This is a genomic window from Tsukamurella pulmonis (assembly GCF_900103175.1).
Classification (GTDB): Bacteria; Actinomycetota; Actinomycetes; order Mycobacteriales; family Mycobacteriaceae; genus Tsukamurella; species Tsukamurella pulmonis.
Genome location: NZ_FNLF01000002.1, coordinates 612,005 through 635,222, shown reverse-complemented (window position 1 = coordinate 635,222; position 23,218 = coordinate 612,005). Strand labels below are relative to the sequence as shown.

The window sequence follows — 23,218 nt, the reverse complement described above, 5'->3', positions numbered from 1 at the left end:
TCACTTCGGTGGCAGCGAGCGGGCGTACTCGACGGTGCGCCGCACCCACTGCGCGAGCTCGGTGTCCGAGGCCGTGGCCTCCGGGTCGAGGTCCAGCCAACCGCGCAGCGCACGCCCGCGCATGACCGTGTGCGTGACGTGGGGTCCCACGAGTTCCTCCGCGACGTCCGGGTCGAGGTGCACCATCGCCTCGCCCTTGCTGTTGGCGGCGATCGTCATGTGCCCGTCGACCAGGAAGGCCAGCCCGCCGAACATCCGCTTCTCCACGACGCCCGTCTCGCCGTCGAACGCGTCGCGGATCCGGTCCGCCAGCCCCTCGTCGTACGCCATCGCCCCAGTGTGCGCCGGTACATCGCGCAGCGCAGCGGTTCCCGCGGGGCGTCGTTACGCTGAGCTCAACGACCGAGGAGGGGCATGGGCTGGGAGGACGAACTCGACGCGGTGTGGCGCACCGCTGCGGAGGATCCGGAGACCCTGGTGGCCCGGATCGAGCGGGTCGTCAGCGCGCCCGAAGTGCCGGCGGCGATCCGCGAGTTCGAGATCGGCGGTGCGTACGACTCGTCGGGCAGGCCCGACGAGGCCGTCGCCCGGTACCGGCGCGCAGTGGCGGCCGGCCTCGACGATCACCGCGCCCGGCAGGCGACCATCCAGCTCGCGAGCTCCCTGCGCAGGCGGTACCCGCCTCGCCGCGCCACCCCGCATCCGGTGCATGCCGGCGCCACGCATGCTCGACGGGCCGAGCGAACTCCTCGCCGCTGAGCTCCTCCTCACCCGCTGTCACAGCGGACCCGCACGCGCGAGGGCGACTGCCTCGCCGGAACCGAAGACCGACAGGGAGACCGGGACGCTCACGCGGACCGTCACCTCGAAACCGTCCACGCCACACGCCCGCAGCATCGCGGTGTTGGCGCGGGCCAGACGGTCCGCGGCCGCGCACGCCTCGTCCGCGTCGATGGCGCTCGCCGCCCCGGCGAGGGCGGCGAGGTCGGCCGCCGCCTGCGCCCGGTGGCGGGCGGAGACGGCGGCGCCGACGTCGATCACCATGACCGCCACCACGACGATCGCGGCGACCATCACGGCGGCGAGCACCGTCGCCACCCCGTCCTCCCGCCCGCCTCGCCGGAACGTGCGGCCGGCTCGCCGGAACGTGCGGCCGGCTCGCGGGGGCGCGGTCACGGCGCGGCGCCAGGCTCGGCGGCCGCGACCGCCGTCGCGGAGACGGTGAGCCCGGGCAGCAGCGCCACCGGAGCCCGGACCTGCACCGTCACCGTGTCGGAGTCCCGGCTCACCGACGAGCTCGCGCCCGGCGGGCCCACCTCCGCGACGGCGCGCGCCGCACGGGCGTCGTCACCGCGAGCGGCGAGCCGCGCCGCCTCGCGCGCAGCGTCCACGCACCGCACGTGCGCCGTCACCCCCACCACGGCACCCACGCTCAGCACCAGCACCGTGATCAGGCTCGCGACGGCGAACGCCGCCTCCACCGTGACCGCGCCCGCATCGCCCGCTAGCCGGTGGAGGTGCCCAACGCCTTGCCGATGATGTCGGTCAGCCCGCTGATGATGTTGTCGCCGGTGACGACCCCGTAGAGCACCGCGCCGAAGGCGGCGGCCGCGATCGTGCCGATCGCGTACTCCACGGTGGACATGCCCTCGTCCTCCATCATCAGCTCGGTCATCCTGCACCGCAGTCGGATCCACATTCGTCTCCCCCTTCAGTCGGGCCGCTAGAGCAGCCCCTCCCCGAGCACCTTGCCCGCGAGTCCCATCACCACCGGCACGATGCCCAAGCACACGAACGCCGGTAGGAAGCACAACCCCAGCGGCCCCGCCACCGCGACACCCGCCCGCTCACCGGCCGCCACGGCACGGTCCTCGGCCTGCGCCCGCTCGGTGCGTGCGAGGTCCGCCAGGCCCGCAGCGGGCGATGAGCCGGCACGGGCGGACCGTCGGAGCATGCGCGTGAGCCCGGCGACCTGCGGGTCCGCCGATTCGGTCCGCCAGGCGGTGGCCGCGTCGGCTCCCAGAGCGAGCAGTTCCGATGCCCGCGTGAGTACCTCGGCCACCGCGGGCGGCGCACCGGCGGCGACCGCCCGCGCGGCGTCCGCGGTGGGCATGCCCGCACGCAGGCACACGGCGAACAGGTCGTAGGCCGCGGCCGCCTCGAACGGATCCGGCCCCGCGGCGCGGCAACCGCGGCCCACGCCGCCCGGTCGGACCGGTACCGACGGTGGCCGCCACCGCGGACCGGGCCGTGACCGGCAGCACCACGAATGCGAGCGCGAGCAGCGCCAGCGCCGCTGCCAGGGGCGCGTGGCCGCTCACGCCCGGGCTCCGTCCTTCGGGGCGGCGCCCGGGCCCGCGGCGCCGGCCGCGATCGCGTGGGACCACAACAGCCCGGCGCAGGTCAGGCACGTTCCGACGACCAGCAGCGCGCCACCCGCGCCGGTGCCGATCAGGGTGCCGAGCGGATCGGCGCCGATGAGCTGCCCCATCGCCACCCCCAGCACGGGCAGCGCAGCGAGGACCTGGGCGGTCGCACGGGCACCCGCCAGCGACGAATGCGCGCGCCGCTCGTACCGCTCGCGCGCGCGGAGGTCCTCGCGGACGGAGGCCAGCAACTCGCCCATCCCGATGCCGTGCCGAGTCCCGGTGTCCCAGGCAGCCGCGATCCGGGCCCACGCGGCGCTCTCGTCCGCGTGGGCGCGAAGGCCGGCCGCGACGTCGCCGCCGAGCTCCGCGCGACCCGCCATCTCGGCGAAGACGGTGCGCACGTGGGCGTCCTCGGCGTCACGACCGGCGGTGATGCAGGCGGCGGCCGGATGCGCTCCGACGGAGAGCTCGGCGACCATCGCGTCCACGCCGGCGAGGATCGCGGAGAGCCGAGTCGCCCGCTGTTTCTGCGCCCGGCCGCGCGCCCGCAGCTCGCGCACAGTGCCGGCGGCGAGCGCCGCGGCGAGCGCCTGCCCCGGCCCGATCAGCAGCGCGCCGAGCGGAATCGCCACCGCGAGCCAGCCCCAGCGCAGCACCACGGGCGTGGCGGTGCTCGAATGCACGGCGCGCAGGCGGGCGGCCGCAGGGCCGCCGGGCCAGACGAGGGCCGCCGCGGCGAGCAGCACGATCGAGACGCTCATCCGATCCCCCGTTCCGCGAGCAGTTCGTGCAAGAGCGGCGCGTGCGCGGTGAACCCGCTGTCACGCTCCCACGCGGCGCGCACCCGCACGTACCCGTCCTCGCCCCGCTCCACCACGCCGATGCTGCGCAGCCCGCGCCGCCCCGTCGGCCAGCGGTGCACCGAGAAGACCACTTGGGAGTTTTATCAGTAATTGGTGCGTCTAACACGCATCTATCCGCATGCCAGAACTGGTTTATTCATTCGCTACATGTAGGATTAGATGCATGTCAGTGGTCGGATCTACCGTGAGACACGGTGGTCGGCGGGCCTGTTGCGAGTGGAGGGTTTCCGTGCAATTATTTCGCTATGGCACTCCATGGGGAGCTTCAGAAGACGCTCGAGGTGTTCGTCGAGCAGCATCGCGCGGCGTTGGCGACGGTTCGTCTCGATCTGCCGACGGCAATCACCGAGGTCGGGAAAATGTGGTCGCCTCGGCACGCGGATCCGGTGGAGGTGTCCGGCGATGCGTTCTGCTCGGCGGTTCGGCATACGATGCGCGACATCTGGAGGAACGACCGCAACGACCAGCCTGGGATGAATCTGCGGTGCGGTCGCGGCCAGGGCGGCGGCGCAGTGTTCTCCGATCTGGGTGGTACGGAGTTTCGGCTGCGGAAGTTCCTGTCCAAGCACTTGCAGGCGGCGATCGACCGGGAGGTGGTGCTGCCGCCGGAGGCCGAGCAGGCGATCGCGAGCGGCGGGTTGCAGGCGGAGCAGATGAATCTGTTCGCCGGCCCGGGCCGGATTCCCAAGCCCGCGAAGCGCAGCGCCAGCGTGGACGACGAGGAGCAACGCGAGCACGACGGCATCTTCGCGTTGTGGTCGACGACGGACAACACCACGTTGGAGTCGCTTCACCTGGCGGTGGTGCGCGGGGTGGACAACCCGGCCAGTGCGGAGATCTTGGCGGTGGTGCCGTTCCCGTCGGCGGAGGAGTCCCCGTTCTACGGGCTTCCGGCGGCCAAGCCCGTCGGTGCGCCCCCGGCAGACGACTTCGGCAGCTACGACAAGCCGGTTCAGGGTACGGGCGACGAGGACGACGACGGGCCGGAGTTCACGCCTGCGTAGCCGTCACGGCAGGGGGAAACTGGGATGCGGGGACCTGCAGCGTTGAATCGGATGGGCAATGAGGGCGACGGTGAACGTATACGGACGCCGGGTGCGTCAAGCCCGGATCATGCGGAAGATGACCGCGAAAGCGTTGGCGGCTGAGTTGAATTGGCCGTCAGCTGCGCGGCTCACGCGTTTGGAGAAGTCGATCACGAGCGAGATCGGCACTGATGAGTTGGAGGCGTTGACGACGATTCTGCGGTTCCCTCCGCGGTTTTTCATCACGGAGCCGCCGATGCGGATCCATGCGTCGGACTTGCTGTTTCGGGCTCCGCAGTCGACGACGAAGACCGAGCAGGAGTACCTGGCTGATTTCGCGTCGATGATCGGTGAGTTCCTCGATGAGCTGCATTCGCGGTGGCAGCTGCCAGCGGTGAAGGTCCCGATGGTCGATCCGTCGGTGCCGGTCGCGGAGGCAGCTGGGCGGGTACGTGATGCGCTCGGTGTGGGTCGGGATGAGCCGATCGACTACCTGACCCACAACATCGAGCACGCGGGTGTGCCGATCGTGATGCGGCGGATGTTCGCGGCCGCGACGCTGCGCGACGGCGACGCCGGTGCGGCGGCGTCGGAGAAGCATCTGGGGTATTCGACGAGGGTCGGTGAGTTCAAGGCGCGGCCGTTGATCGTGGTGCGTCAGTCGACGTCGTGGGAGCGGACGCGGTGGACTCTCGCCCATGAGCTGGGGCACTTGAGTTTGCATTGGAGCGGCGATGTTACTGAGGACAAGGAGGAGCAGGCGTCGAGGTTCGCCTCGGAGTTGCTTGCTCCGCTGGCGCAGGTGCGCAAGGAGGTGACGGCGACTCCGTCGCTGATGTCGCTGGTGCCGGTCAAACAGAAGTGGGGAATCTCGATCGGTGCGTTGCTGCGGCATCTGCACACCGGCGGTGTCCTCGACGACGACCGGTTCCGCAGTCTGCAAAAGCAGCTCTACCAGCGGGTCAACCCAGATACCGGGCGGACCTGGGGTCGGACCGAGCCGGGGTGGAACGACCGTGTCGTGGAACGGCCACGGTTGCTGAGCAAGTGGATCGAGCTGGGCTTTTCGGTGCAGTCACCGCAGTTGCTGGCGACCTACGATCTGATCTTCCCCGGCGATATCCTCGCGGACTTCCTGGTCGGGCAACGCCCCGCCCCCACCACGTCGTCCACGGCGTCGTCGTCCGCCCCGGCGGCCGATACGGCTGCGGGTGCGCGGGCAGGGGATCGGGGCGCCGGTGACGGTTCAGCGGATGTGATCGACTTCCGTCGGTTCCAGCAACGCTCCCGGCGAGCCTGACCCGGAACGAACAGCGAAGGGGCGCGAGTCGGTGGCGAAGGTGCAGCGGGTGCGGTACCCGGACCGGCCGGGCACCTTCATCGTGGTCGACGAGCTGGACCGGCCGATCGCACCGGCCCGCGAGTACCTGCGGTTCCTGACCGCGAGCGCGGCGTCGCCGAACACAATTCGCGCGTACGCAGCAGGGTTAGCGCAGTGGTGGACGGTGCTCGAGCACAGCGGGCACCGGTGGGATGAGTTCCCCACCACCTTGTTCGGGCAGTTCCTGACGTTCCTGCGGACCGGGGATCTGCCCGGAACCCGGCGGATCGGCCCCGAGGTGCTCGGCGGGTCGTCGACGGCGACGGTGCAGCTGCGGGCGACCGCGGTGCTCAGCTTCTACCGGTTCCACGCGGATGCGCATCATCTGCTGGGCCCGTACGAGAAGCTGTTCACCTCGCACAGGCAGTGGCGACGCCGGTCCCGGTACGTCGGGTTCCTCGACGGTGTCGGCCCCAGCCAACCCTCGGATCACCCGATCTACCGGGTACGGCAACCCAACCGGTCCGCCACCCCGGTGCTGCTGCCCCGGGAAGTCGCGGCGATCCTCAACGCGTGCGCCACCCATGACGGCACCCGCTGGTCCGGAGCCGGTCCCGGGTTGCGGAACCGGCTGCTGTTCGCGATCCTCGCCGAGACCGGGATGCGGCTCGGTGAGGCGTTGTCGTTGCGGCATCACGACTTCCACATCGGTGGCGGTGGTACCCCGTATGTGGAGGTCGCCGGTCGCCAGGACCACCCGCACGAGGTGCGATGCAAGACCGGGCCGCGGCGGATCTACGTCGGCGATGATCTCGCCGCCCTGTACTCGGAGTACGTGTGGGCGTTGATCGATGACGGCGCCGACCTGGAAGTGCCTGGTTTCAGTACGCATTTCGTGTTCGTCAATCTCACCCACGGCACACGGTTCGCGCCGATACGGCCGGAAACGGTGTACGCGGCGGTCCGGTCGATCACCCGCCGCTGCAACCACCACGCCCCGGACACAGCCACCCACACCGATACAGAGCCTGGGCAGCGGGTGCTGCAGCCGGGGTGGACGCCGCACTGGCTGCGCCATACCCACGCGACGGCGTTGCTGCTCTCCGGTGTCGCGCCGCATGTGGTGATGCGCAGGCTCGGTCACGCGGATGTGCAGACCACCCTGTCGACGTACGGGTGGGTCACCGAGGACGCCGAGATGCGGTCGATCGCGCAGTGGCGCAACTACGTCGCCGGATGGAAAGGCCTGCACGATGACCACCCCTGAGCACACGCCACGACTGTCGGCGGCGGCGGCGACCGCGTTCACCTGGCAGGCCCAGGCGGCCCTAGTGCCAGCGGCATGGCGCGAGCCGATCTACCAGATCGACGCCCCCGAGCACCGGCAGGTGTTCCGGCAGAACTCGCGCTACCTCGGCCGCCGTCTCGACTTCACCCCGCCCGGGTGTCCGCCGCGCTTCGCCCGGGAGGTGGCCTGGTACGTGTGGCTGTGCGCCACCGACCAGATCGCGAAGATCGAACCGGCGTACCTGCGGTGGTGCTGCGAGGCGATCTCCCTCGCCACCCACAGCTACACCCGTGAGCATGGGCACCCACCGGTGTCGATCACCGACCTCACCTCGGCGGCGCTGGTGCGGCACGCCCTGCTCGCGTACCAAGCCCGCAACAAGCGGCTCCCGCCGGTGAATACCCGCCGCAGCATCACCCACCTGATCGAACAGCTGCACCTGTACCTGTCGGTGCGGTGCACCGACCGCTCCTGGTGGGAACACGACATCTGGGACCTGCGGGTCGATCCACGGATCCCGCAACGCGACCACGAACCCAGCCACGACATGTGCGCCCGCCTCGGCGGCATCGAACCAGCGTGGCTGCGCGAAGGAGTGCGGTTCTGGCTGCGCGTGTCCATCACGGCGGAGCTGCTGCGCTGGTCCTCCGCGGTGGAACGCTCGAGGATGGCGACCCGGCACTTGGGGCGGTTCCTCACCGACACCGGACACACCGACGACCCTGTCCTCGCCGATGATCCCGCCCGGCTGCGGATGATCTTCACCGAGTTCGCCGCGTGGTTGCGCAGCCCGGCCGCCTCCGCCCGCCCGGACCGGCGGCTGACCGGCTCGGCGATCGAAGCGACCGTCTCCCAGACGCAGGTGTTCTACACGTTCATGGTCGACCACGCCCCCGAGGCGGCCGCCGCGACCGGCATCGCCCGCTGGGGCGAGGTCGGCCCGGCGCACACCCGCCTGTGGGGTCCGGCGTTCCGCCGCCGCGCCGCACCGAGGAATCGCGAACTGACCTGGTACAGCACCGGCGATCTGCAGCGGATGCTGTGCTACCTCGACGTCCTCGCCGCCGACCGCGGCCGCCACGTCACGCTCACCCACCCCGACGGCACCGTCTCCCTCGTCGCCGGCCTCGGGGACCCGCAGGCGGCACGGATCTGGCTGCTGCAGGCGCTCACCGGCCGGCGGGCCTCGGAGATCCTCATGCTCGACGTCGACCCGATCGAGCCCATCCCCGGCTTCGAACGCCCACCCACAGCCCCGGCAGAGCACCCCGCGAACAGGGCCGACAACAGGGTTACCAGCAGGGTTAACGACCGGGTTACCGGCGGGGTTGAGGGCCGGGTTGGGGACGGGGTTGGCACGGAGGCTGTGGCCAGCGACGACGCAGGCGACGGCGAGGATAGCGGGGTGTTCGTGGCGAAGTTGCGGTACCAGCAGACCAAGGTCGACGGGGTGATCCCGACGATCCTGATCGAGCAGGCCGTGGTCAACGTCATCGCCGAGCAGCAGGCCTGGCTCGCCGCGGCGCACCCGGACTGGTCGCCGCGGTACCTGTTCGTGCCGCTGCGCGATCACCACCAGGGCCGCCGGCACCGCCCCTACAACAGCTACCGGCAAGCCCTCAGTGGCCTCGACCGGATCCATGGGCTCACCGACTCCACCGGGCGGCCGTTGCGGTTCACCCAGACCCATCGGCTGCGGCACACCCGCGCCACCGAGCTGCTCAACGACGGCGTGCCCTTGCACGTGGTGCAGCGCTACCTCGGGCACAAGAGCCCCGAGATGACCCTCCGGTACGCCGCCACCCTGGCCGCGACCTCGGAGGCGGAGTTCCTCAAGCACAAGAAGATCGGCGCGGGCGGCGTCGATATCGCCCTGAGCCCCAGCGACATCTACGACATGACCCAGCTGGCCAAGCGCACCGACCGGGTCCTGCCCAACGGTGTGTGCCTGCTGCCGCCGGTGAAGACCTGCGACAAGGGCAACGCCTGCCTCTCGTGTGGGCATTTCGCCACCGACGCCACCCACCTCGACGAGCTCCGCGCGCAGCATGCGGCCACCACCGCGCTGCTGCAGGCCCGCCGAGAGCAGTTCCACGCCCGCACCGGCCGCACGCTGACCGACGACAACATCTGGGTGCACCAACGGCTGCGGGAGCTGCACTCCCTCGAGCAGATCATCACCCGCCTCACCGCCGAAGAGCCGGGCGGCGAACCGGGCCAGAGCGCCGCTGGGGCGGTGACCGGTGCCGGCGCCGCGAATCGGCTGCCGATCCTGCAGATCCAGACCCGCGGCAGCCACGAATCAGCCCTGCGCACCGCAGCAGGCACCACTGCAGGCACCACGGCAGGCGCCGCGTCAGGCACTGCTGCGGGCACCGGTGGGGATGGCGATGCCGCACACAGCGCCGGCGCGGGCGGTGGTGCGTCGTGACGGCCAACGACGCCTCCCTCGCTGCGCTCGCCGAGAGCGCGGAGATCCGGTCCGAGGCGTCGCGACGCAGAATCGACAAGGCGCTCAAGGCGATGCGACGCAACGGGGAAGCCATCAACGTCCAGGCCGTGGCCCGGCGGGCCGGGCTGGCCCGCACCACCGTCTACCGGCACAAGGATCTGCTCGGACAGATCCACCGCCAGCGCCGCACCGCAACCGCCGTGCCTTCTGATCACGCCGCCTCCGGGCAGGGCACTGCCGCATCCGATGCTGGGGTGGATCCATCGCGCGGAGTCGCCGCGGCGCTGCATCTGCGGATCCGGCAGAAGGACGCCACGATCGCGGAACTGACCGGTCAAGTCAAGGCCCTCGAAGCGACGATCGCCCGGCTGCACGGCGTCATCGACGACCTGTCCCCGGACTGAACCGAACCCCCAGGGGACTATTGCTGCCGACGAGGTAGGCGATCGCGGTCTGGCCGTCCAGGTCCCGCGACGGCGCGCACATCCACAGCTGGTCAACCCGCCGTGACCATCGCGTCAATTGACGCAGGGCACACCACCGGCCCCGACACCGGTTCCGGTATCCGGGGCGGGCGCGTCGGCGGCTACCTGCACTGACGCCCGTCCCGCTGAGCCGGTCACACCCGGTTTCCCCAGCGGCACGGCCCGCGAACCGGTGTTGCGGCTGCCCACTGTCGCCGGTGCTGGTGTCTGGAACTCGAAGGCCTGCCGCACCGCGGCCCGCACGGCGGCAGTGTCCACCAGGTTCACTGCCTGCCCGTCGATCGTCGAGTAGGCCCTCACAGGGAGGGTGGTGAAGCGCAGTCCGCCGAGGCGGAAATCGCTCATCTGCTGCGCGAACGCCACCAGATCCCACCCTGACGAGAGCACCACGTCCTGCTTCGTCGCGGCGAGCAACCGCTGCACGGTGCCCGCCTTCGACAGCGTTCCGTCCTGTTGCAGCTCGTGCATGACTGACGCCAGGAAAGCTTGCTGCCGGTGGGTCCGGTCCAGGTCGCCGTTGTCGAGCCCGTGGCGCTGCCGCACGAACGCCAACGCCTGCGTAGCATTGAGGTGCTGTACACCCGCGGGGAACCGAGCGCCAGAGTAGGAGTCTCGGACCGCACTGTTCAGGCATACCGTGACGCCGCCCAGCGCCTTGGCCACGTCGTAAAAGCCTACCAGCGAGACCTCGGCGAACCTGTCGATGGGGATCTGGAGGAAGGCCTCCACCGTCTTGATGGTGGCCGTCCGCCCGGCCTCGCGACCCATGTTCTCGAGCTGTGCGAGATCGGTGACTCCGTCGGCTCGCGCCGACGCCTCTGCCTGCGCCTTCGCCAGCCCGTAAGCTTCCTTGATCTTGACGTGGTCGTTGTCAGCGATGCCGGTGACTGGCACGTAATCGTCACGCGGAATCGACACAGCGGCTGCCTTCGACTTGTCCGCCGACAGGTGCACCACGATCAGCGTGTTCGTGTTGTAACCGCCCTGGCTGCCGTCGCCCGCGTGCAACTGCGACAGGACCGCGGCGGGAAGCTGCTGCCCGTTGCGATCTTTACGACTATCGAGGCCCATCAGCAGGATGTTCTCGCCACCATCGCTGGAACGCTGGCCGCCGGCCCGCTCGATCGCCGAGGACAACGAGAATCCGCCGATCGCCGTGCCGAGCATCCACCATCCGGCCCCGGTGACGGCGAGCGTGACGATCGACAACAGCGCCACAACAGCGTGCGCCCTCCCGAACCGCGGCCCCGACACCGGGCGGGCGGTGTTCCCAACCCCGTCGTCGACGTCTTCGACGGCGGGGGAGAGCCCAGATCGGTGTTCCATGATCGGCTCTCCTAGGTTCAACTGACTCGAAACGGGATCGTCCCCGCAATCGCGGCCCGGTTCGCGACCATTGCGATGCCGCTCGCCGCTGCCGGGTGGTAGTGGATTCTGCGAAACGACCCCGACCAGGATGGATCTTTTCTGCTCGCGAGCTGTCATAGGCCGAACGCGCCGCCGGAGACCAGGATGACGACGCCGAGGCCGATCAGGACCAGCGGGAACAGCACGCTTTCCCACCGCTCGAGGATCTCGGCGACCTGGCGGCGGGTGGCGACGAACCGGGCGACGAAGACCAGGGCACCGACGAGGATGAGGAACACCACGCAGTAGGCGATCATCGCTTGGCCGCTGATGCTGACGAACACCGGCACGTAGACGCCGATGTTGTCGCCGCCGTTGGCGAAGGTCACGCCCGCGACGCCGAGGACACCGATCCGGCTGCCGCTGCCCGCCCCGGTTCCGTCGCCGTCGTCATCGTCGTCGCGGCTCCGCCAGGCCGACCACGCCGCCCGCAGTCCGAGCAGCAGCGGGACCAGACCGAAGTACGGAATCGCGGACACCGGCAAGAACGCGCCGGCGCCGAGGGCGATGAGCACGGCCACGGCCAGGATGCCCGCGAATCCCAGGTATTGGCCCGCGGTGATCTTGACGGTGGTGCCGCGCTGGCCGGCGCCGCGGGCGAAGAACAGCGAGATCACGATGATGTCGTCGATATTGGTGGCCACGAACAGGCCGATGGCTTGTAGAACGGATGACAGCATCACCGCGGACCTCCTGCGAGGGTCGGGTCGAACCGGTCGGCGCAGTCGGTCGAGCAGAACCACCACCTCTGGCCGCCGGCGGTTATTCGGTGCGCTGGCGCGGTCGCCGGGTCGACGCGGACCCCGCACACCGGGTCGGCCGGGTGCGGTGGTGCCGCGAGGTCGAGGGTGTGGAGCTGTATCGGGGTGCTGATGTTGCGCAGGTTGCGTTCCCCGATCGCGGTGGCGGTCAGTCCGGCGCCGGTGGTGGCGGGCAGGATCGGGTCGGTGATCACGGCGTGGCCGGCGCCGGCGAGGGCGGTGATGCGGGCGGCGACGTTGACGGCGTGCCCGAACAGGTCACCGTCGCGGCCGACCGCACTGCCGTAGTGGATCCCGGCGCGCAGGGCGAGGAATCCGTCTTGGCCGGCGGCCGCGTCGGCGAGGGCGGTGATCGTGGCGAGCATCGCCTCGGGGGTGTCGGCGGTGAGCATCACCGCATCACCGATGGTCTTGACCAGCCGGGTGCCCGGCTGCAGCGCCCGGCGGGCCTGAGCGGCCAACCGGATGGCCAGTTCCGCGGCTTCCTGGTCGCCGCACATCTCGGTCAGGACGCTGTATCCGGCGAGGTCGACGAACGCCACCGCCACCTCACACCGATCGAGCCCGGCGAGCTCGTCGGCCCGGTCACCGTGATGATGCCCGTGCGGCGGCGGCGTGATCATCGGCCACCGCCGCGGCGGGCACGGAACCGCGTGATGATCGGGTTCTCGCGGACGGTGACGTCGGCCAGCGGCAGGGACGCCAGGTGCGGGTGGAGTTCGCCGCGGGTGATGAACCGGTGCGGTGCGCCTTCGAGGTGGTGCAGCAGCCGCGCCGGGGCGCTGCCGAGCAGGTCGTAGCCGACCAGCGTTCCGCCGGGCGCGAGCACCCGGGCGGCCTCGGCGAGTGCGCGTTCCCAGTCGACGACGTGGTGCAACATGATGAACGAGACGACGGTGTCGAAGGTGCCGTCGTCGAACGGCAGGGCGGTGGCGTCGGCGACCTGGGCGTGGGCACGATCGCCGAAGCCCTGGAGCCGGTCAGCGGCGGCGGCGACCATCACCGGGTCGAAGTCGGTGACCGTCACCTCCACGTCGCCGGGGCTGGCGGTGAGGATCTGTGCGGCCATCGCACCGCCCCCGCCGCCGATCTCGAGGACCCGCCCGCGGGGGCTGACGCCCTGCAGCGCCCATGGCAGCACCCACCGGCCGGTCGCCGCTTCCCACGGGGTGCTGCGGCAGAACCAGGATTCGATCGTCGACATCGACGGCATACCACCAGCTCCCACCATGCTCGCCCGGCCACGGAGTGTGACCCGGGAATTCTTCGTGACGATTCGATTACACCACAGAATCCCGCTATCATCGTCCACGAACGATGAGAGTCAGGTTTGTTGCGGCTCGGTGCGATCGCCAAACCGTCATTAGTCCGGACGATGTTGCCCTCAGATCTGCCTCACTGAAGACGCCTCTCCTGGGGCGCGTGCGCGAACGGGAGTGCAGACGGTGAATCCTCTGCGGAATCTGCAGCTCACGGCAGGTCCCGTACCCCTTCTGTTGCTCGTCGCGGGCGGTGCTGCTCTCGCTGGCCTGATCGGCGCGTCCCGTCGCACGGGGTCTGCACGGATCGTCCTCGCCTGCGTCGGCGCCGCCCTCGTTGTGACGGCGGTGGTGGACTACCTCGTGGAGTTCGTGTGGAAACCTTTCCCGGATCGCCTCGACCCGCTGGTGTTGCTGTGGATCGCTCTCGGAGTGTTGGCGCTGCTGCTGGCAGGAGCGCGTGTGGCGGGCGCCCCGTCGTGGCGGTCCGCCGGGTTGAGTAGCGCGGCTGTCGGTGTCGTGATGCTGATGGGTGGCTATGACAGCTTGAAGAGGCCCCGGCTCGACGGCTAGACCTGGCCCCGTTTGCGACTCGCCGGTGGTGTTGCGACGGTTTGATCTGGCCCCACCTGATGGTTGCTCGTGAACATCGTTTCCGAGCCGAAGCAGGTGGTGGCCAATGATGGGATCGAAGGTGGAGCTGTTCGCGCAGATCCGGCGGGACGCCCGGGTCGAGGGCATGAGTATCCGGGCGTTGGCTCGCAAGCATGGCGTGCACCGGAGGACGGTGCGGCAGGCGTTGTCATCGGCGGAGCCGCCGCCGCGGAAGACGCCGGAGCGGTCGTCGCCGCGGTTGGACCGGTTCAAGGCGGCGATTGATGAGATGTTGCGGTCGGATCTGGATGCTCCGCGTAAGCAGCGGCACACCGCGACGCGGATCCGGGAACGCCTGGCGATCGAGCACGATGCGGTCGAGTTGTCGTATTCGACGGTGCGGGACTACGTGCGGGTCCGGCGGGCGCAGATCGAGGTGGAGGCCGGCCGCCGGACGGAGGTGTTCATCGCCCAGGACCACGCCCCGGGCGCGGAGGCGGAGGTCGACTTCGGCGAGGTCTGGGTGATCCTGGGCGGGGTGAAGACCAAGTGCCACATGTTCGTCTACCGGCTCTCGCACTCGGGCAAGGCCATTCACCGGGTCTATCCGACCGGCGGGCAGGAAGCGTTCCTCGAAGGGCACGTCGAGGCGTTCCGCGAGCTCGGCGGGGTCCCGACCCGGCATATCCGCTACGACAATCTCACCTCGGCGGTGGTCGCGGTCCTGCAGGGCGGAGACCGGCGGCGACAGGAGAACCCGCGGTGGACGTTGTTTCACTCGCACTACGGATTCGATCCGTTCTACTGCCAGCCCGGCATCGCCGGGGCGCACGAGAAGGGCGGCGTTGAAGGCGAGGTCGGATGGTTCCGCCGCAACCGGCTGACCCCAATGCCGCAGGTCGAGTCCCTCGATGAGCTCAACGAGCAGATCAAAGCCTGGGAGGACCGCGACGAGGGCCGCCGGATCGACGGACGACTGCGCACCATCGGCCAGGACTACGAGCACGACCGAGCAGCGCTCGCGCCGCTGCCGGTGGAGGATTTCGACCCGGGCCTGATCCTCACACCACGGGTCGATCGGTCGGCGATGATCACCGTTCGGATGGTGAAGTATTCGGTGCCGGCGCACCTGATCGGCCGCCGAGTCCGCGTCTCACTACAAGCCTCCCAGCTGCTGGTCTACGACGGCCGGACCCTGGTCGCGCGGCATCCACGGGTCGCCGGCCGCGGCACCGCGAAGATCGACCTCGACCACTACCTCGAGGTGCTCAAGTTCAAACCCGGTGCCCTGCCGGGATCAACGGCGTTGGCGCAGGCCCGCGCTGCCGGGGTGTTCACCGCCAGCCATGATGCGTTCTGGGCCGCCGCCCGACGAGTCAACGGCGACACCGACGGCACCAGCGAGCTGATCGACGTCCTGCTGCTGCACCGCAGCCTGCCCGCCGCGGCGGTGATCGCCGGCATCGATGCTGCATTGCGGGTCGGGGCGGTGAGCGCCGAGGTCGTCGCCGTTGAGGCTCGCCGCGCCGAAGCCCGCCTGCTCGCGCACGCCTCGGTCGCTGCCGACCAGACAGGTGGGGCCAACGCTGGCCGTCATCTCGATCGCCATGCCGAACGACGCGAGCAACGAGTTGTCAGCCTCACCCAACGACGGCTCGCAGACCCCGCGGCGGTGATCGCCGGCCTGCCACCCGACCGGCGACCGCTGCCCAGCGTTACGGCCTACGACCGCCTGCTCCCGCAGCACCGGCGACGCACTGCCTCCGACGCGCTACCTGCGTCGCTGGACCCACCACCGATTGAGTCGCTGGACCCACCACCGATTGAAAGGCCCACCCGGCTATGACCGCAACCGCCAATAAGAACCAGACGAATGCGCTGGCCCCGTCGTTGCGCCGCCGGGGCGGCCTCACCGAAGAAGCCGCCCTCGCCGCCGTTGACCAGGCCTGCCGGCGCCTACGCCTGCCGACAGTGCGGTCGATGATCGACCAGCACCTCACCGCCGCCGCCAAGCAGCAATTGTCCTACCAGGGGTTCCTCGCCGAACTCCTGCTCGCCGAAGTCGACGACCGGGACCGCCGCTCCACTGTTCGCCGCGTCAAAGCCGCGGGGTTCCCGCGGGAGAAGTGGCTGGCGGACTTCGACTTCGACGCCAACCCCGACATCGAACCCGCCACCATCCACCAGCTCGCCACCGGCGACTGGATCCGCCACGGACTGCCGCTCTGCCTCATCGGCGACTCCGGAACCGGCAAATCCCATCTGCTGATCGGATTGGGAACCGCTGCCGCCGAGCAAGGCTTTAGAGTCCGCTACACCCTCGCCACCAAACTAGTGAACGAGCTGGTCGAGGCCGCTGACGAGAAGCAGCTCGCGAAGACCATCAACCGCTACGGCCGCGTTGACCTGCTCATCATCGACGAGCTCGGCTACATGGAACTCGATCGCCGCGGCGCCGAACTGCTCTTCCAAGTCCTCACCGAACGCGAAGAGAAGAACAGCGTCGCGATCGCTTCCAACCAGTCCTTCTCCGGCTGGACAGACACCTTCACCGACCCACGACTCTGCGCCGCGATCGTCGACCGGCTCACCTACCGCGGCACCATCATCGAAACCGGCACTCACAGCTACCGCCTGGCTCACACCGAAGCAGCAGCTACCGCGGGCTAAGCGCGGCGTTCGTCCTTGACTACCGACAGATGCCGGCGCAAGGCCCGGTTCTGGTGAGTGACATAAACCACGGTCCACCGGGTCGTCAGGTTCGGCAGTGGCTCCCCGTCTTTAATCTTCACCCGGACCGATACCTGATCACCGAGCTGATCATCACGCGCGATCACGAACTCGGCATACGCACGCACCGACTCGCGATCCCAACCAGTCGGCGCAACCACACTGCGCACCCGCGGCCGCCCATCCACACCCCGGACTCTAGCGGCTCAGGGCCCCACTCAGGTGGGGCCGAATGAAACCGCCCTACCGGGGCCAGATCAACTTGACATAGCCAGATGGGGGCCGGTCAGGTCAACTCGTTGTACTCGGCCTACCCGTCGGTGGAGGACCTCCTTCCTGTTGACTACCCGGCAACGATGCCCAAGCCATCCCCCGGTTCGACAGTCCAGCGCGGGGTGGTGGTCAGGACGAACATCCCCTCCGTCCGGTCCCGCTTCGCCGCTCGGCAGGCGTTGGTGTACTTGCCGCCCGCGTACCTATCCGGCGCCCGCGAACAGTTGCCGGTCCTGATGCTCGTGCACGGCCAGCCCGGCGCGCCCCGTGACTGGTTTTCGGGCGGGAGGCTCGCACGGATCATGGACACCTACGCGCAGCGCAAAGGCGGCGTCACACCCGTCGTGGTGGTCCCGGACGCGACAGGTGGTCAGTTCGAGAATCCACTATGCGCCGATACCCGGCGCACGCGCGCGGCCACCTACCTCGCGGAGGACGTACCCGCCTGGGTACGTCAGAACCTGTCCGTCGCCCCGGCGGCGCGGGCGTGGGCGGTCGGCGGCTACTCGTACGGCGGCACCTGCGCCCTTCAGTTGGTGACGCGGTTTCCAGACGTCTTCCGCACGTTCCTCGCCTTGTCGCCGGAATCCGAGCCCGACCTCGGCGGAGGGCGCGAGCGCACCCTCCGGGAGGCCTTCGCGGGCGACCGAGGAGACTACGCCCGCGCCGATCCCATGACGTTGCTGTCCTGGCGCAAGTTCCCCGACACTGCTGGCGTTCTCGTCGCCGGCACCGATGATGCTGCGTCGACCGCCGCCGCACAGCGCGTGGCCGTTGCGGCTGCCCGCGCGGGCATGGACGTGCGGACCCTTCGGTTGCCGGGCGGGCACGACTTCACCGTCTGGTCGCGAGGTCTCACGGCTGAACTCGACTGGATCAGCCGCCGCCTGGGCCTGCCTGCCTAAGCAACAGCAGGACATTGGTCGCAGTCGGCTTGATGAGCGCCAGCCTCCAGTCTGTTGTACCGAGCGTTCAATGCTGTCACTCCCGGATCGTTCGAGGGGGCTCGATTACACCGACCAATACAGGTATCATCGTCGTATGACGATGAATGAGTGTTCGGTGGCGACCGGGGCGGACCTCGATCCGGCGGTGGCGTTGTTCCACAGTCTCTCCGACGGCACCCGGCTGGCGATCGCGACCCGCCTCGCCCACGGCGGCGAAGCCCGGGTGGCGGACCTGATGGCCGAGTTGGGCCTGGCGCAGTCGACCGTCTCGGCGCACGTGGCGTGCCTGCGGGACTGCGGGCTCGTCGAGGGCCGCCCGGAAGGCCGGCAGGTGTTCTACAGCCTGGCCCGGCCGGAGTTGATGGATCTACTCGCAGCGGCGGAAACGCTGCTGGCGGCGACGGGCAACGCCGTGGCGTTGTGCCCGAACTACGGCACCGACACCGCCGTACCGTGCTGCGGAAGCGACGGCACGACCGCGGCCGGGACCGAGGAAGCTTCGGCGGCGAAGGCGGTGCGGCGATGAGCGACGCATGCGGCTGCGGGCACGACGAACCCGCCGGTGAGGACGAGCAGGCCCCGGAGCACTGGTGGCAGGTGCGGGAGCTGCAGGCCGCCGCCGCGGCCGCAGTGTTTCTGCTCGCCGCGTACATCGTCGGCTGGACCGGCGGCCCCGAACCGATAGCCCTCGCCTTGGAGTGGGTGGCGCTGCTGATCGGGGCGTGGACGTTCGTCCCCTCCACGTTGCGCCGGTTGGCGAAGGGCAAGATCGGCGTCGGCACCCTGATGACGATCGCCGCGGTCGGCGCGGTGATCCTCGGCGAGGTCGGCGAAGCGGCGATGCTCGCTGTGCTGTTCTCCATCAGTGAAGGCCTCGAGGAGTACGCGGTCTCCCGCACCCGCCGCGGCCTACGAGCGCTGCTGAACCTGGTCCCGGACACCGCGACCGTCCTGCGCGACGGCACCCCGACCGTCGTCTCCCCCGACGAGCTGGCCGTCGGGGACTTGATGCTGGTCAAACCCGGTGAGCGGATCGCCACCGACGGCCTCATCACCGAAGGCCGCACCGCGCTGGATGTTTCCGCGATCACCGGCGAATCGGTGCCCGTCGAAGCCGGACCCGGCACGCAGGTGTACGCCGGGTCGATCAACGGCACCGGCGCCCTGACCGTGCAGGTCACCACCACCGCGGAGAACAACTCGCTGGCCAAGATCGTGCAGATCGTCGAGGCCGAACAGTCCCGCAAGGGCGACGCGCAACGCCTCGCCGACACGATCGCCAAACCTCTGGTGCCGGCGATCATGATCTTCGCCGCCGCCATCGCCATCCTCGGATCCCTCCTCGGCGACCCGGCCACCTGGATCGAACGGGCACTGGTCGTGCTCGTCGCCGCCTCCCCGTGCGCGCTGGCGATCTCCGTACCGGTGACCGTGGTCGCCGCGATCGGCGCCGCCAGCAAGATCGGCGTCCTCGTCAAAGGCGGCGCCGCCCTCGAAGCCCTCGGCCGCATCCGCACCGTCGCCCTCGACAAGACCGGCACCCTGACCGCGAACCGGCCCACCGTCGTCGACATCGCCACCACCGAACCCACCACCGACACCGCTGCGCCCAGCGTCGACAGCAGCGGCCCGGGCGGCACCGACAACGGTGGCCGCTCTCCGGGGCAGGAGTGGGTGCTCGCCGTCGCAGCGGCGCTCGAAGCGCACAGCGAACACCCCCTCGCCCGCGCGATCCTCGCCGCCCACGGCCAGACCACCGCCGCGGTCGATGTGCAGGCCGTTCCCGGGGCCGGCTTGACCGGTCTCGTCGACGGCCGCCCCGCACGGCTTGGGCGTCCCGGCTGGATCGAACCCGGCCCCCTCGCCGAGCGGGTCGCGGCGATGCAGGCCGGCGGCGCCACCGCCGTGCTGGTCGAATACGACGGGCAGGTCATCGGGGCGGTCGCCGTCCGCGACGAGCTGCGTCCCGAAGCCGGCGAGGTGATCGCCCATCTGCACCGCAGCGGCGCCACTGTCGCGATGCTCACCGGCGACAACACCGCCACCGCCACCGCCCTGGCGAAGATCGCCGGCATCGATGATGTGCACGCCGACCTGCGCCCCGAGGACAAGGCCCGCATCATCGGCGACCTCCGCCAGGATTCGTTCACCGCGATGGTCGGCGACGGCGTCAACGACGCCCCCGCCCTGGCCACCGCCGACCTCGGCATCGCCATGGGCGCCATGGGATCCGACGTCGCGATCGAAACCGCCGACGTCGCCCTCATGGGCGAAGACCTCCGCACCCTCCCCCAAGCACTCGACCACGCCCGCCGAGCCCGAACCATCATGCTGCAGAACGTCGGCCTATCCCTCGGGCTGATCGCGATCCTCATCCCCCTCGCGCTGTTCGGGATCCTCGGCCTCGCCGCCGTCGTCGCCGTCCACGAACTCGCCGAGATCGTCGTCATCGCCAACGGCGTCCGCGCCGGGCGAATCAGGGCGCTTGCCCAGGCGGGGAGCGGTGCTGGCCAGCGGACTCCGACCATGGTGGCGGTCGGTCAGTGATCACCGCGACGGTTCCGGCGGCGGCGACCGGTCGCGCACGCCTCGCGCGGCGGTGCGGGCTGCTGTCCATCGCCGCCGGACTCGCGGCCACCGATCTCGCCATCAAGGCCTGGGCCGCTAGTGCGCTGGCGGGCGACACAGTCATCGGAACTGGGCTGGTGCAGCTGCGGCTGGCATTCAATCCGGGTGCGGCGTTTTCGCTCGCCGCCGATGCCCCGGCGTGGGTGCTGCTCACAGTCACCGGCGTTATCACCTTCGCCGTTGCGGCCATCGCGTGGCGGATGGCGCCGAGCGCCGGGCGCCTCGGGCGGCTGGGGCTGGCAGCGATACTCGGTGGGGCAAGCGCCAACCTCATCGATCGGTTCCCCGATGGGGTCGTCACCGACTATCTGCACACCGGCTGGTGGCCGACGTTCAATCTCGCTGACACTTTCATCGTCAGCGGCGCTGCCATCTTGATCACCCTCACCGTATCGAGGAGTTCCGATGAGCGAGCACACTCACCTGAGCGCTGAGCTGCCCCCGATCAGGCGCTGGGCCGGGTTGGCAGCGCTGGTCATCGCCCTGCTTACCGTCGGCTTGGACTTGATGGTCCTCAATGTCGCCCTGCCCACCCTGGCGCAGGACCTCGGTGCTAGCACCACCCAACTGCAGTGGATCGTCAACGCATACACCCTCGTATTCGCCGCGCTGATGTTACCCGCTGGCGGTTTCGGGGACCGGTACGGCCGTAAACGACTCCTACTGTTCGGCCTCGTGGCGTTCGTCTCCGCGTCGGCGTGGGCTGCGTATAGCGGGACCACAGGCGCCTTGATCGCCGCGCGCGCAGTCATGGGTGTCGGCGCCGCGATCATCGTGCCACTATCGCTGGGAATTCTGCCGATCCTGTTCCCACCCGACCAGCGGCGCCGCGCGATTGCAGTGTGGGTGGGCGCTCTGGGCATCGGCCTGCCCCTGGGCCCGATCGTCGGCGGCTGGCTCCTGCAGCATTTCTGGTGGGGCTCTGTGTTCCTGATCAATGTCCCGGTCGGTGTTGCCGCCCTCATCGCTTGTATTGCACTACTTCCCGAGTCCTCCGACCCTGACGCACCACCGCTGGACTGGCCGGGCATTGTCACCGCTGTGACCGGAACAGCGGCCCTCGTGTTCGGGGTCATCCAGGCTCCCGACGACGGCTGGACTCACCCTGTTGTGTTGACGACCCTCGGTACGGGAGTGGTGCTCATCGCGGGATTCCTGGTGTGGGAGCGACGGGCCAGCCATCCGTTGATCGATCTGCGACTATTCTCCAATCCGGGATTCACCTGGCCCACCCTCGCGGCCACCGCGGGAACATTCACCCTCGTCGGTGTGCTGTTCGTTCTTCCCCAGTACCTGCAGATCCTCCGCCACCACGACGCTCTCGGCACCGGACTGCGACTCGTCCCGCTGGTGTTGGCGATCCTCGTCGCGGCCGCCGCCGTCGACAGCATCGTCACCCGCATCGGTGCGAAGATCCCGATCGTCGCCGGGTTATTCATCACCGCAATGGGTTTCGTCCTCGCCTCCCGCATCACCGCAGATTCCGAGTACGGCTTCATCGCCGCCTGCCTAGCCGTCGTGGGGCTAGGAGCCGGACTCGCCCTGGCACCGGCAGTCGACGCGGTCATGGCAACCCTTCCCGAACACCGCAGCGCTGCAGGCTCAGGGCTTCTCATGGCCATCCGGCAAATCGGCGCCGCATTCAGCGTCGCCATCCTCGGCACACTGCTCAATCTCACCTACGGCCGCGACCTCGACCCGCATCTGACCGGCCTACCCGCACCAGTAGCCGCCGCAGCCCGCGAGGGCATCGCCGCCGCACAACTCATCGCGGCGGACCTGCCCGGACCGGCCGGAGACGACCTCGCCGCTGCCAGCGCGCACGCCTATACCGCGGCGATGTCCGCGGTATTTCTCGCCAGCGCCGTGGTCAGTGCGTTACTCGCCGCGCTCATCGCCCTGCGCCTCCCCGCACGACGGGAAAATCCTGCCATAGCGGAGGGTTCCTGTGTGTTTGTCAACAGCCTGCCGAACTCGAAAAAAAATAGCGCCTGGGACGTCCTGTCTCGACGCTTCTGCCGACATCATGAACCGACACGGCGTCCGCGCAGCCTAGGCAAGGGCTAGGAAGAGTTTTTCTAGCTTCTGTTGGTCGACGTTGTCGGGGCCTTCGGTTGCCATGCAGTGCTGAAGGCCGGTGGCTACGAGGGCGTAGCCGCTGCGTCCGAGGGCCTTGTTGACGGCGGCGAGTTGGGTGAGGACGTCTTCGCAGTCGTCGCCGTCTTCGAGCATCCGGATGACGGTGGCGAGGTGTCCGTGTGCGCGCTTGAGCCTGGTGAGGATCGGCTTGGCAGCTTGCTCTGGAATCTTCACTCGGCGCCGCCGTCGGTGAGCGCGTCGAGCATAACGGTCAGCAACTCCCGGGCCTCTGTAGCGACAGCCGTGAGCGTGGGATTGCCGGTGAATCCCGGCATCACGTCGGGGTTCATGATCTCAACGACGGAGCCGTCGCCGTCTGCGCTGACGACCACGTTGCACGGAAGCAGGGAGGCAACCCGCGGATCCGCCTGTAGCGCTTGATGGGCGAGTTGCGGCCGACACGCGCCGAGGATCAACTTCGCCGGCACATCCACATCAAGCTTCGCCTTGAGGGTGGCTGCGATGTCGATCTCCGCGAGAACCCCGAATCCCACGCGCGCCAACCCCTCCCGCACCTGCGCCACAGCCTGCGCATACGGCGTCGGGAGTGACCTGGTCATCGTGAATTCGTTCATTGACTCATCCTTCTTCGATACCCGAGGAGGCTGTGCACCCAGTATTGCACAACCCCCTGGGGGGATGCTAGGTTCGCTGCATCCGATCCCCCTGGGGGGTTA

The 23,218-nt window shown here is 69.5% G+C and carries 27 protein-coding genes and 1 pseudogene; 14 read left to right on the top strand and 14 right to left on the bottom strand.

All coding sequences use genetic code 11. The features are described 5' to 3' along the window. Window positions 1–330: a TfoX/Sxy family protein gene (locus BLQ62_RS03350; protein WP_068536658.1), complete on the bottom strand. Its 330-nt coding sequence runs from the start codon at window positions 328–330 to the stop codon at window positions 1–3. Window positions 331–414: 84 nt separating this feature from the next. Between BLQ62_RS03350 and BLQ62_RS03345 the strand changes: the two genes are divergently transcribed. Further along, complete coding sequence (locus BLQ62_RS03345) at window positions 415–759, top strand: tetratricopeptide repeat protein (RefSeq protein WP_068567297.1); 345 nt, start codon at window positions 415–417, stop codon at window positions 757–759. 18 nt (window positions 760–777) lie between these two features. Here BLQ62_RS03345 and BLQ62_RS03340 read toward each other — a convergent pair whose 3' ends face one another. The 6 genes from BLQ62_RS03340 to BLQ62_RS23200 all read right to left on the bottom strand — a co-directional run bounded on the left by BLQ62_RS03340 (window position 778) and on the right by BLQ62_RS23200 (window position 3,303). Continuing rightward, window positions 778–1,176, bottom strand: coding sequence for an Rv3654c family TadE-like protein (locus BLQ62_RS03340; RefSeq protein WP_231857667.1), 399 nt, complete (start codon window positions 1,174–1,176; stop codon window positions 778–780). Then, window positions 1,173–1,481: a TadE family type IV pilus minor pilin gene (locus BLQ62_RS03335; protein WP_068536662.1), complete on the bottom strand. Its 309-nt coding sequence runs from the start codon at window positions 1,479–1,481 to the stop codon at window positions 1,173–1,175. The genes BLQ62_RS03340 and BLQ62_RS03335 overlap by 4 nt, the downstream gene beginning before the upstream one ends. 23 nt (window positions 1,482–1,504) lie before the next feature. After that, window positions 1,505–1,699 (bottom strand): DUF4244 domain-containing protein, encoded by a 195-nt coding sequence (locus tag BLQ62_RS03330; RefSeq protein WP_068567299.1) that lies wholly within the window; start codon window positions 1,697–1,699, stop codon window positions 1,505–1,507. A gap of 24 nt (window positions 1,700–1,723) precedes the next feature. Beyond that, window positions 1,724–2,200 carry a type II secretion system F family protein gene (locus BLQ62_RS03325; protein ID WP_231857668.1) on the bottom strand — a complete coding sequence of 159 codons (477 nt, stop codon included), beginning with the start codon at window positions 2,198–2,200 and terminating at the stop codon, window positions 1,724–1,726. A gap of 117 nt (window positions 2,201–2,317) precedes the next feature. Continuing rightward, window positions 2,318–3,130 carry a type II secretion system F family protein gene (locus BLQ62_RS03320; RefSeq protein WP_068567301.1) on the bottom strand — a complete coding sequence of 271 codons (813 nt, stop codon included), beginning with the start codon at window positions 3,128–3,130 and terminating at the stop codon, window positions 2,318–2,320. After that, entirely contained in the window at window positions 3,127–3,303 is a 177-nt protein-coding gene (locus BLQ62_RS23200; RefSeq protein ID WP_176582433.1) for a hypothetical protein, read from the bottom strand. Before BLQ62_RS23200 ends, BLQ62_RS03320 begins: the two co-directional genes overlap by 4 nt. A gap of 174 nt (window positions 3,304–3,477) precedes the next feature. On the opposite strand from BLQ62_RS23200, the gene BLQ62_RS03315 reads away from it, so the two are divergent. The 5 genes and pseudogenes from BLQ62_RS03315 to BLQ62_RS03295 all read left to right on the top strand — a co-directional run bounded on the left by BLQ62_RS03315 (window position 3,478) and on the right by BLQ62_RS03295 (window position 9,722). Continuing rightward, window positions 3,478–4,236: a hypothetical protein gene (locus BLQ62_RS03315; RefSeq protein WP_068567303.1), complete on the top strand. Its 759-nt coding sequence runs from the start codon at window positions 3,478–3,480 to the stop codon at window positions 4,234–4,236. Window positions 4,237–4,294: 58 nt separating this feature from the next. Further along, on the top strand, window positions 4,295–5,557 hold the full coding sequence (locus tag BLQ62_RS03310; protein ID WP_068567304.1) for a helix-turn-helix domain-containing protein: 1,263 nt from the start codon (window positions 4,295–4,297) through the stop codon (window positions 5,555–5,557). A 31-nt stretch (window positions 5,558–5,588) separates the two neighbouring features. After that, the gene (locus tag BLQ62_RS03305; RefSeq protein ID WP_068567306.1) at window positions 5,589–6,845 is read left to right on the top strand and encodes a tyrosine-type recombinase/integrase; all 1,257 of its coding nucleotides are present in this window, start codon (window positions 5,589–5,591) and stop codon (window positions 6,843–6,845) included. Next, a pseudogene (locus tag BLQ62_RS24090) lies at window positions 6,832–9,186 on the top strand (tyrosine-type recombinase/integrase); the annotation flags it as partial. The gene BLQ62_RS03305 and the pseudogene BLQ62_RS24090, both read left to right, overlap by 14 nt. A gap of 107 nt (window positions 9,187–9,293) precedes the next feature. After that, window positions 9,294–9,722 (top strand): DUF6262 family protein, encoded by a 429-nt coding sequence (locus tag BLQ62_RS03295; RefSeq protein ID WP_068567308.1) that lies wholly within the window; start codon window positions 9,294–9,296, stop codon window positions 9,720–9,722. Window positions 9,723–9,836: 114 nt separating this feature from the next. On the opposite strand, the gene BLQ62_RS03290 is transcribed toward BLQ62_RS03295, so the two are convergent. The 4 genes from BLQ62_RS03290 to BLQ62_RS03275 form a co-directional block, all read right to left on the bottom strand. After that, entirely contained in the window at window positions 9,837–11,129 is a 1,293-nt protein-coding gene (locus tag BLQ62_RS03290; RefSeq protein WP_082756685.1) for an LCP family protein, read from the bottom strand. A gap of 155 nt (window positions 11,130–11,284) precedes the next feature. Continuing rightward, on the bottom strand, window positions 11,285–11,893 hold the full coding sequence (locus tag BLQ62_RS03285) for a cadmium resistance transporter (protein ID WP_068567310.1): 609 nt from the start codon (window positions 11,891–11,893) through the stop codon (window positions 11,285–11,287). Next, the gene (locus BLQ62_RS03280) at window positions 11,890–12,594 is read right to left on the bottom strand and encodes an adenylate/guanylate cyclase domain-containing protein (protein ID WP_068567312.1); all 705 of its coding nucleotides are present in this window, start codon (window positions 12,592–12,594) and stop codon (window positions 11,890–11,892) included. Before BLQ62_RS03280 ends, BLQ62_RS03285 begins: the two co-directional genes overlap by 4 nt. Continuing rightward, a complete protein-coding gene (locus tag BLQ62_RS03275; protein ID WP_231857358.1) occupies window positions 12,591–13,175 on the bottom strand; it encodes a class I SAM-dependent methyltransferase in 585 nt (194 codons plus the stop codon). Before BLQ62_RS03275 ends, BLQ62_RS03280 begins: the two co-directional genes overlap by 4 nt. Before the next feature lie 241 nt (window positions 13,176–13,416). On the opposite strand from BLQ62_RS03275, the gene BLQ62_RS03270 reads away from it, so the two are divergent. The 3 genes from BLQ62_RS03270 (at window position 13,417) to istB (ending at window position 16,494) form a co-directional block, all read left to right on the top strand. After that, window positions 13,417–13,803: a hypothetical protein gene (locus BLQ62_RS03270; protein ID WP_139184148.1), complete on the top strand. Its 387-nt coding sequence runs from the start codon at window positions 13,417–13,419 to the stop codon at window positions 13,801–13,803. Window positions 13,804–13,912: 109 nt separating this feature from the next. Further along, window positions 13,913–15,670 carry an IS21 family transposase gene (gene istA / locus BLQ62_RS03265; RefSeq protein ID WP_231703188.1) on the top strand — a complete coding sequence of 586 codons (1,758 nt, stop codon included), beginning with the start codon at window positions 13,913–13,915 and terminating at the stop codon, window positions 15,668–15,670. Beyond that, window positions 15,667–16,494: an IS21-like element helper ATPase IstB gene (istB, locus tag BLQ62_RS03260; RefSeq protein WP_068526535.1), complete on the top strand. Its 828-nt coding sequence runs from the start codon at window positions 15,667–15,669 to the stop codon at window positions 16,492–16,494. Before istA ends, istB begins: the two co-directional genes overlap by 4 nt. Here the strand turns inward: istB and BLQ62_RS23195 are convergent. Further along, window positions 16,491–16,742 carry a hypothetical protein gene (locus tag BLQ62_RS23195; protein ID WP_133298647.1) on the bottom strand — a complete coding sequence of 84 codons (252 nt, stop codon included), beginning with the start codon at window positions 16,740–16,742 and terminating at the stop codon, window positions 16,491–16,493. The genes istB and BLQ62_RS23195 overlap by 4 nt on opposite strands. Window positions 16,743–16,829: 87 nt before the next feature. On the opposite strand from BLQ62_RS23195, the gene BLQ62_RS03255 reads away from it, so the two are divergent. The 5 genes from BLQ62_RS03255 to BLQ62_RS03235 all read left to right on the top strand — a co-directional run bounded on the left by BLQ62_RS03255 (window position 16,830) and on the right by BLQ62_RS03235 (window position 22,469). Then, window positions 16,830–17,732 (top strand): alpha/beta hydrolase, encoded by a 903-nt coding sequence (locus BLQ62_RS03255; protein ID WP_068568390.1) that lies wholly within the window; start codon window positions 16,830–16,832, stop codon window positions 17,730–17,732. 136 nt (window positions 17,733–17,868) lie between these two features. Then, on the top strand, window positions 17,869–18,300 hold the full coding sequence (locus BLQ62_RS03250; RefSeq protein ID WP_068568392.1) for an ArsR/SmtB family transcription factor: 432 nt from the start codon (window positions 17,869–17,871) through the stop codon (window positions 18,298–18,300). Further along, a complete protein-coding gene (locus tag BLQ62_RS03245; protein ID WP_068568394.1) occupies window positions 18,297–20,321 on the top strand; it encodes a heavy metal translocating P-type ATPase in 2,025 nt (674 codons plus the stop codon). The genes BLQ62_RS03250 and BLQ62_RS03245 overlap by 4 nt, the downstream gene beginning before the upstream one ends. Then, window positions 20,318–20,836 carry a signal peptidase II gene (locus BLQ62_RS03240; RefSeq protein ID WP_068568396.1) on the top strand — a complete coding sequence of 173 codons (519 nt, stop codon included), beginning with the start codon at window positions 20,318–20,320 and terminating at the stop codon, window positions 20,834–20,836. Before BLQ62_RS03245 ends, BLQ62_RS03240 begins: the two co-directional genes overlap by 4 nt. Beyond that, window positions 20,808–22,469, top strand: a complete 1,662-nt coding sequence (locus BLQ62_RS03235) for an MFS transporter (protein ID WP_082756876.1) — start codon at window positions 20,808–20,810, stop codon at window positions 22,467–22,469. The genes BLQ62_RS03240 and BLQ62_RS03235 overlap by 29 nt, the downstream gene beginning before the upstream one ends. Here the strand turns inward: BLQ62_RS03235 and BLQ62_RS03230 are convergent. Then, window positions 22,455–22,715 (bottom strand): metal-sensitive transcriptional regulator, encoded by a 261-nt coding sequence (locus tag BLQ62_RS03230; RefSeq protein WP_068568398.1) that lies wholly within the window; start codon window positions 22,713–22,715, stop codon window positions 22,455–22,457. The two genes, BLQ62_RS03235 and BLQ62_RS03230, sit on opposite strands and share 15 nt — an antisense overlap. Further along, window positions 22,712–23,116, bottom strand: a complete 405-nt coding sequence (locus BLQ62_RS03225) for a DUF302 domain-containing protein (RefSeq protein ID WP_068568400.1) — start codon at window positions 23,114–23,116, stop codon at window positions 22,712–22,714. Before BLQ62_RS03225 ends, BLQ62_RS03230 begins: the two co-directional genes overlap by 4 nt. Window positions 23,117–23,218: the final 102 nt, after the last annotated feature.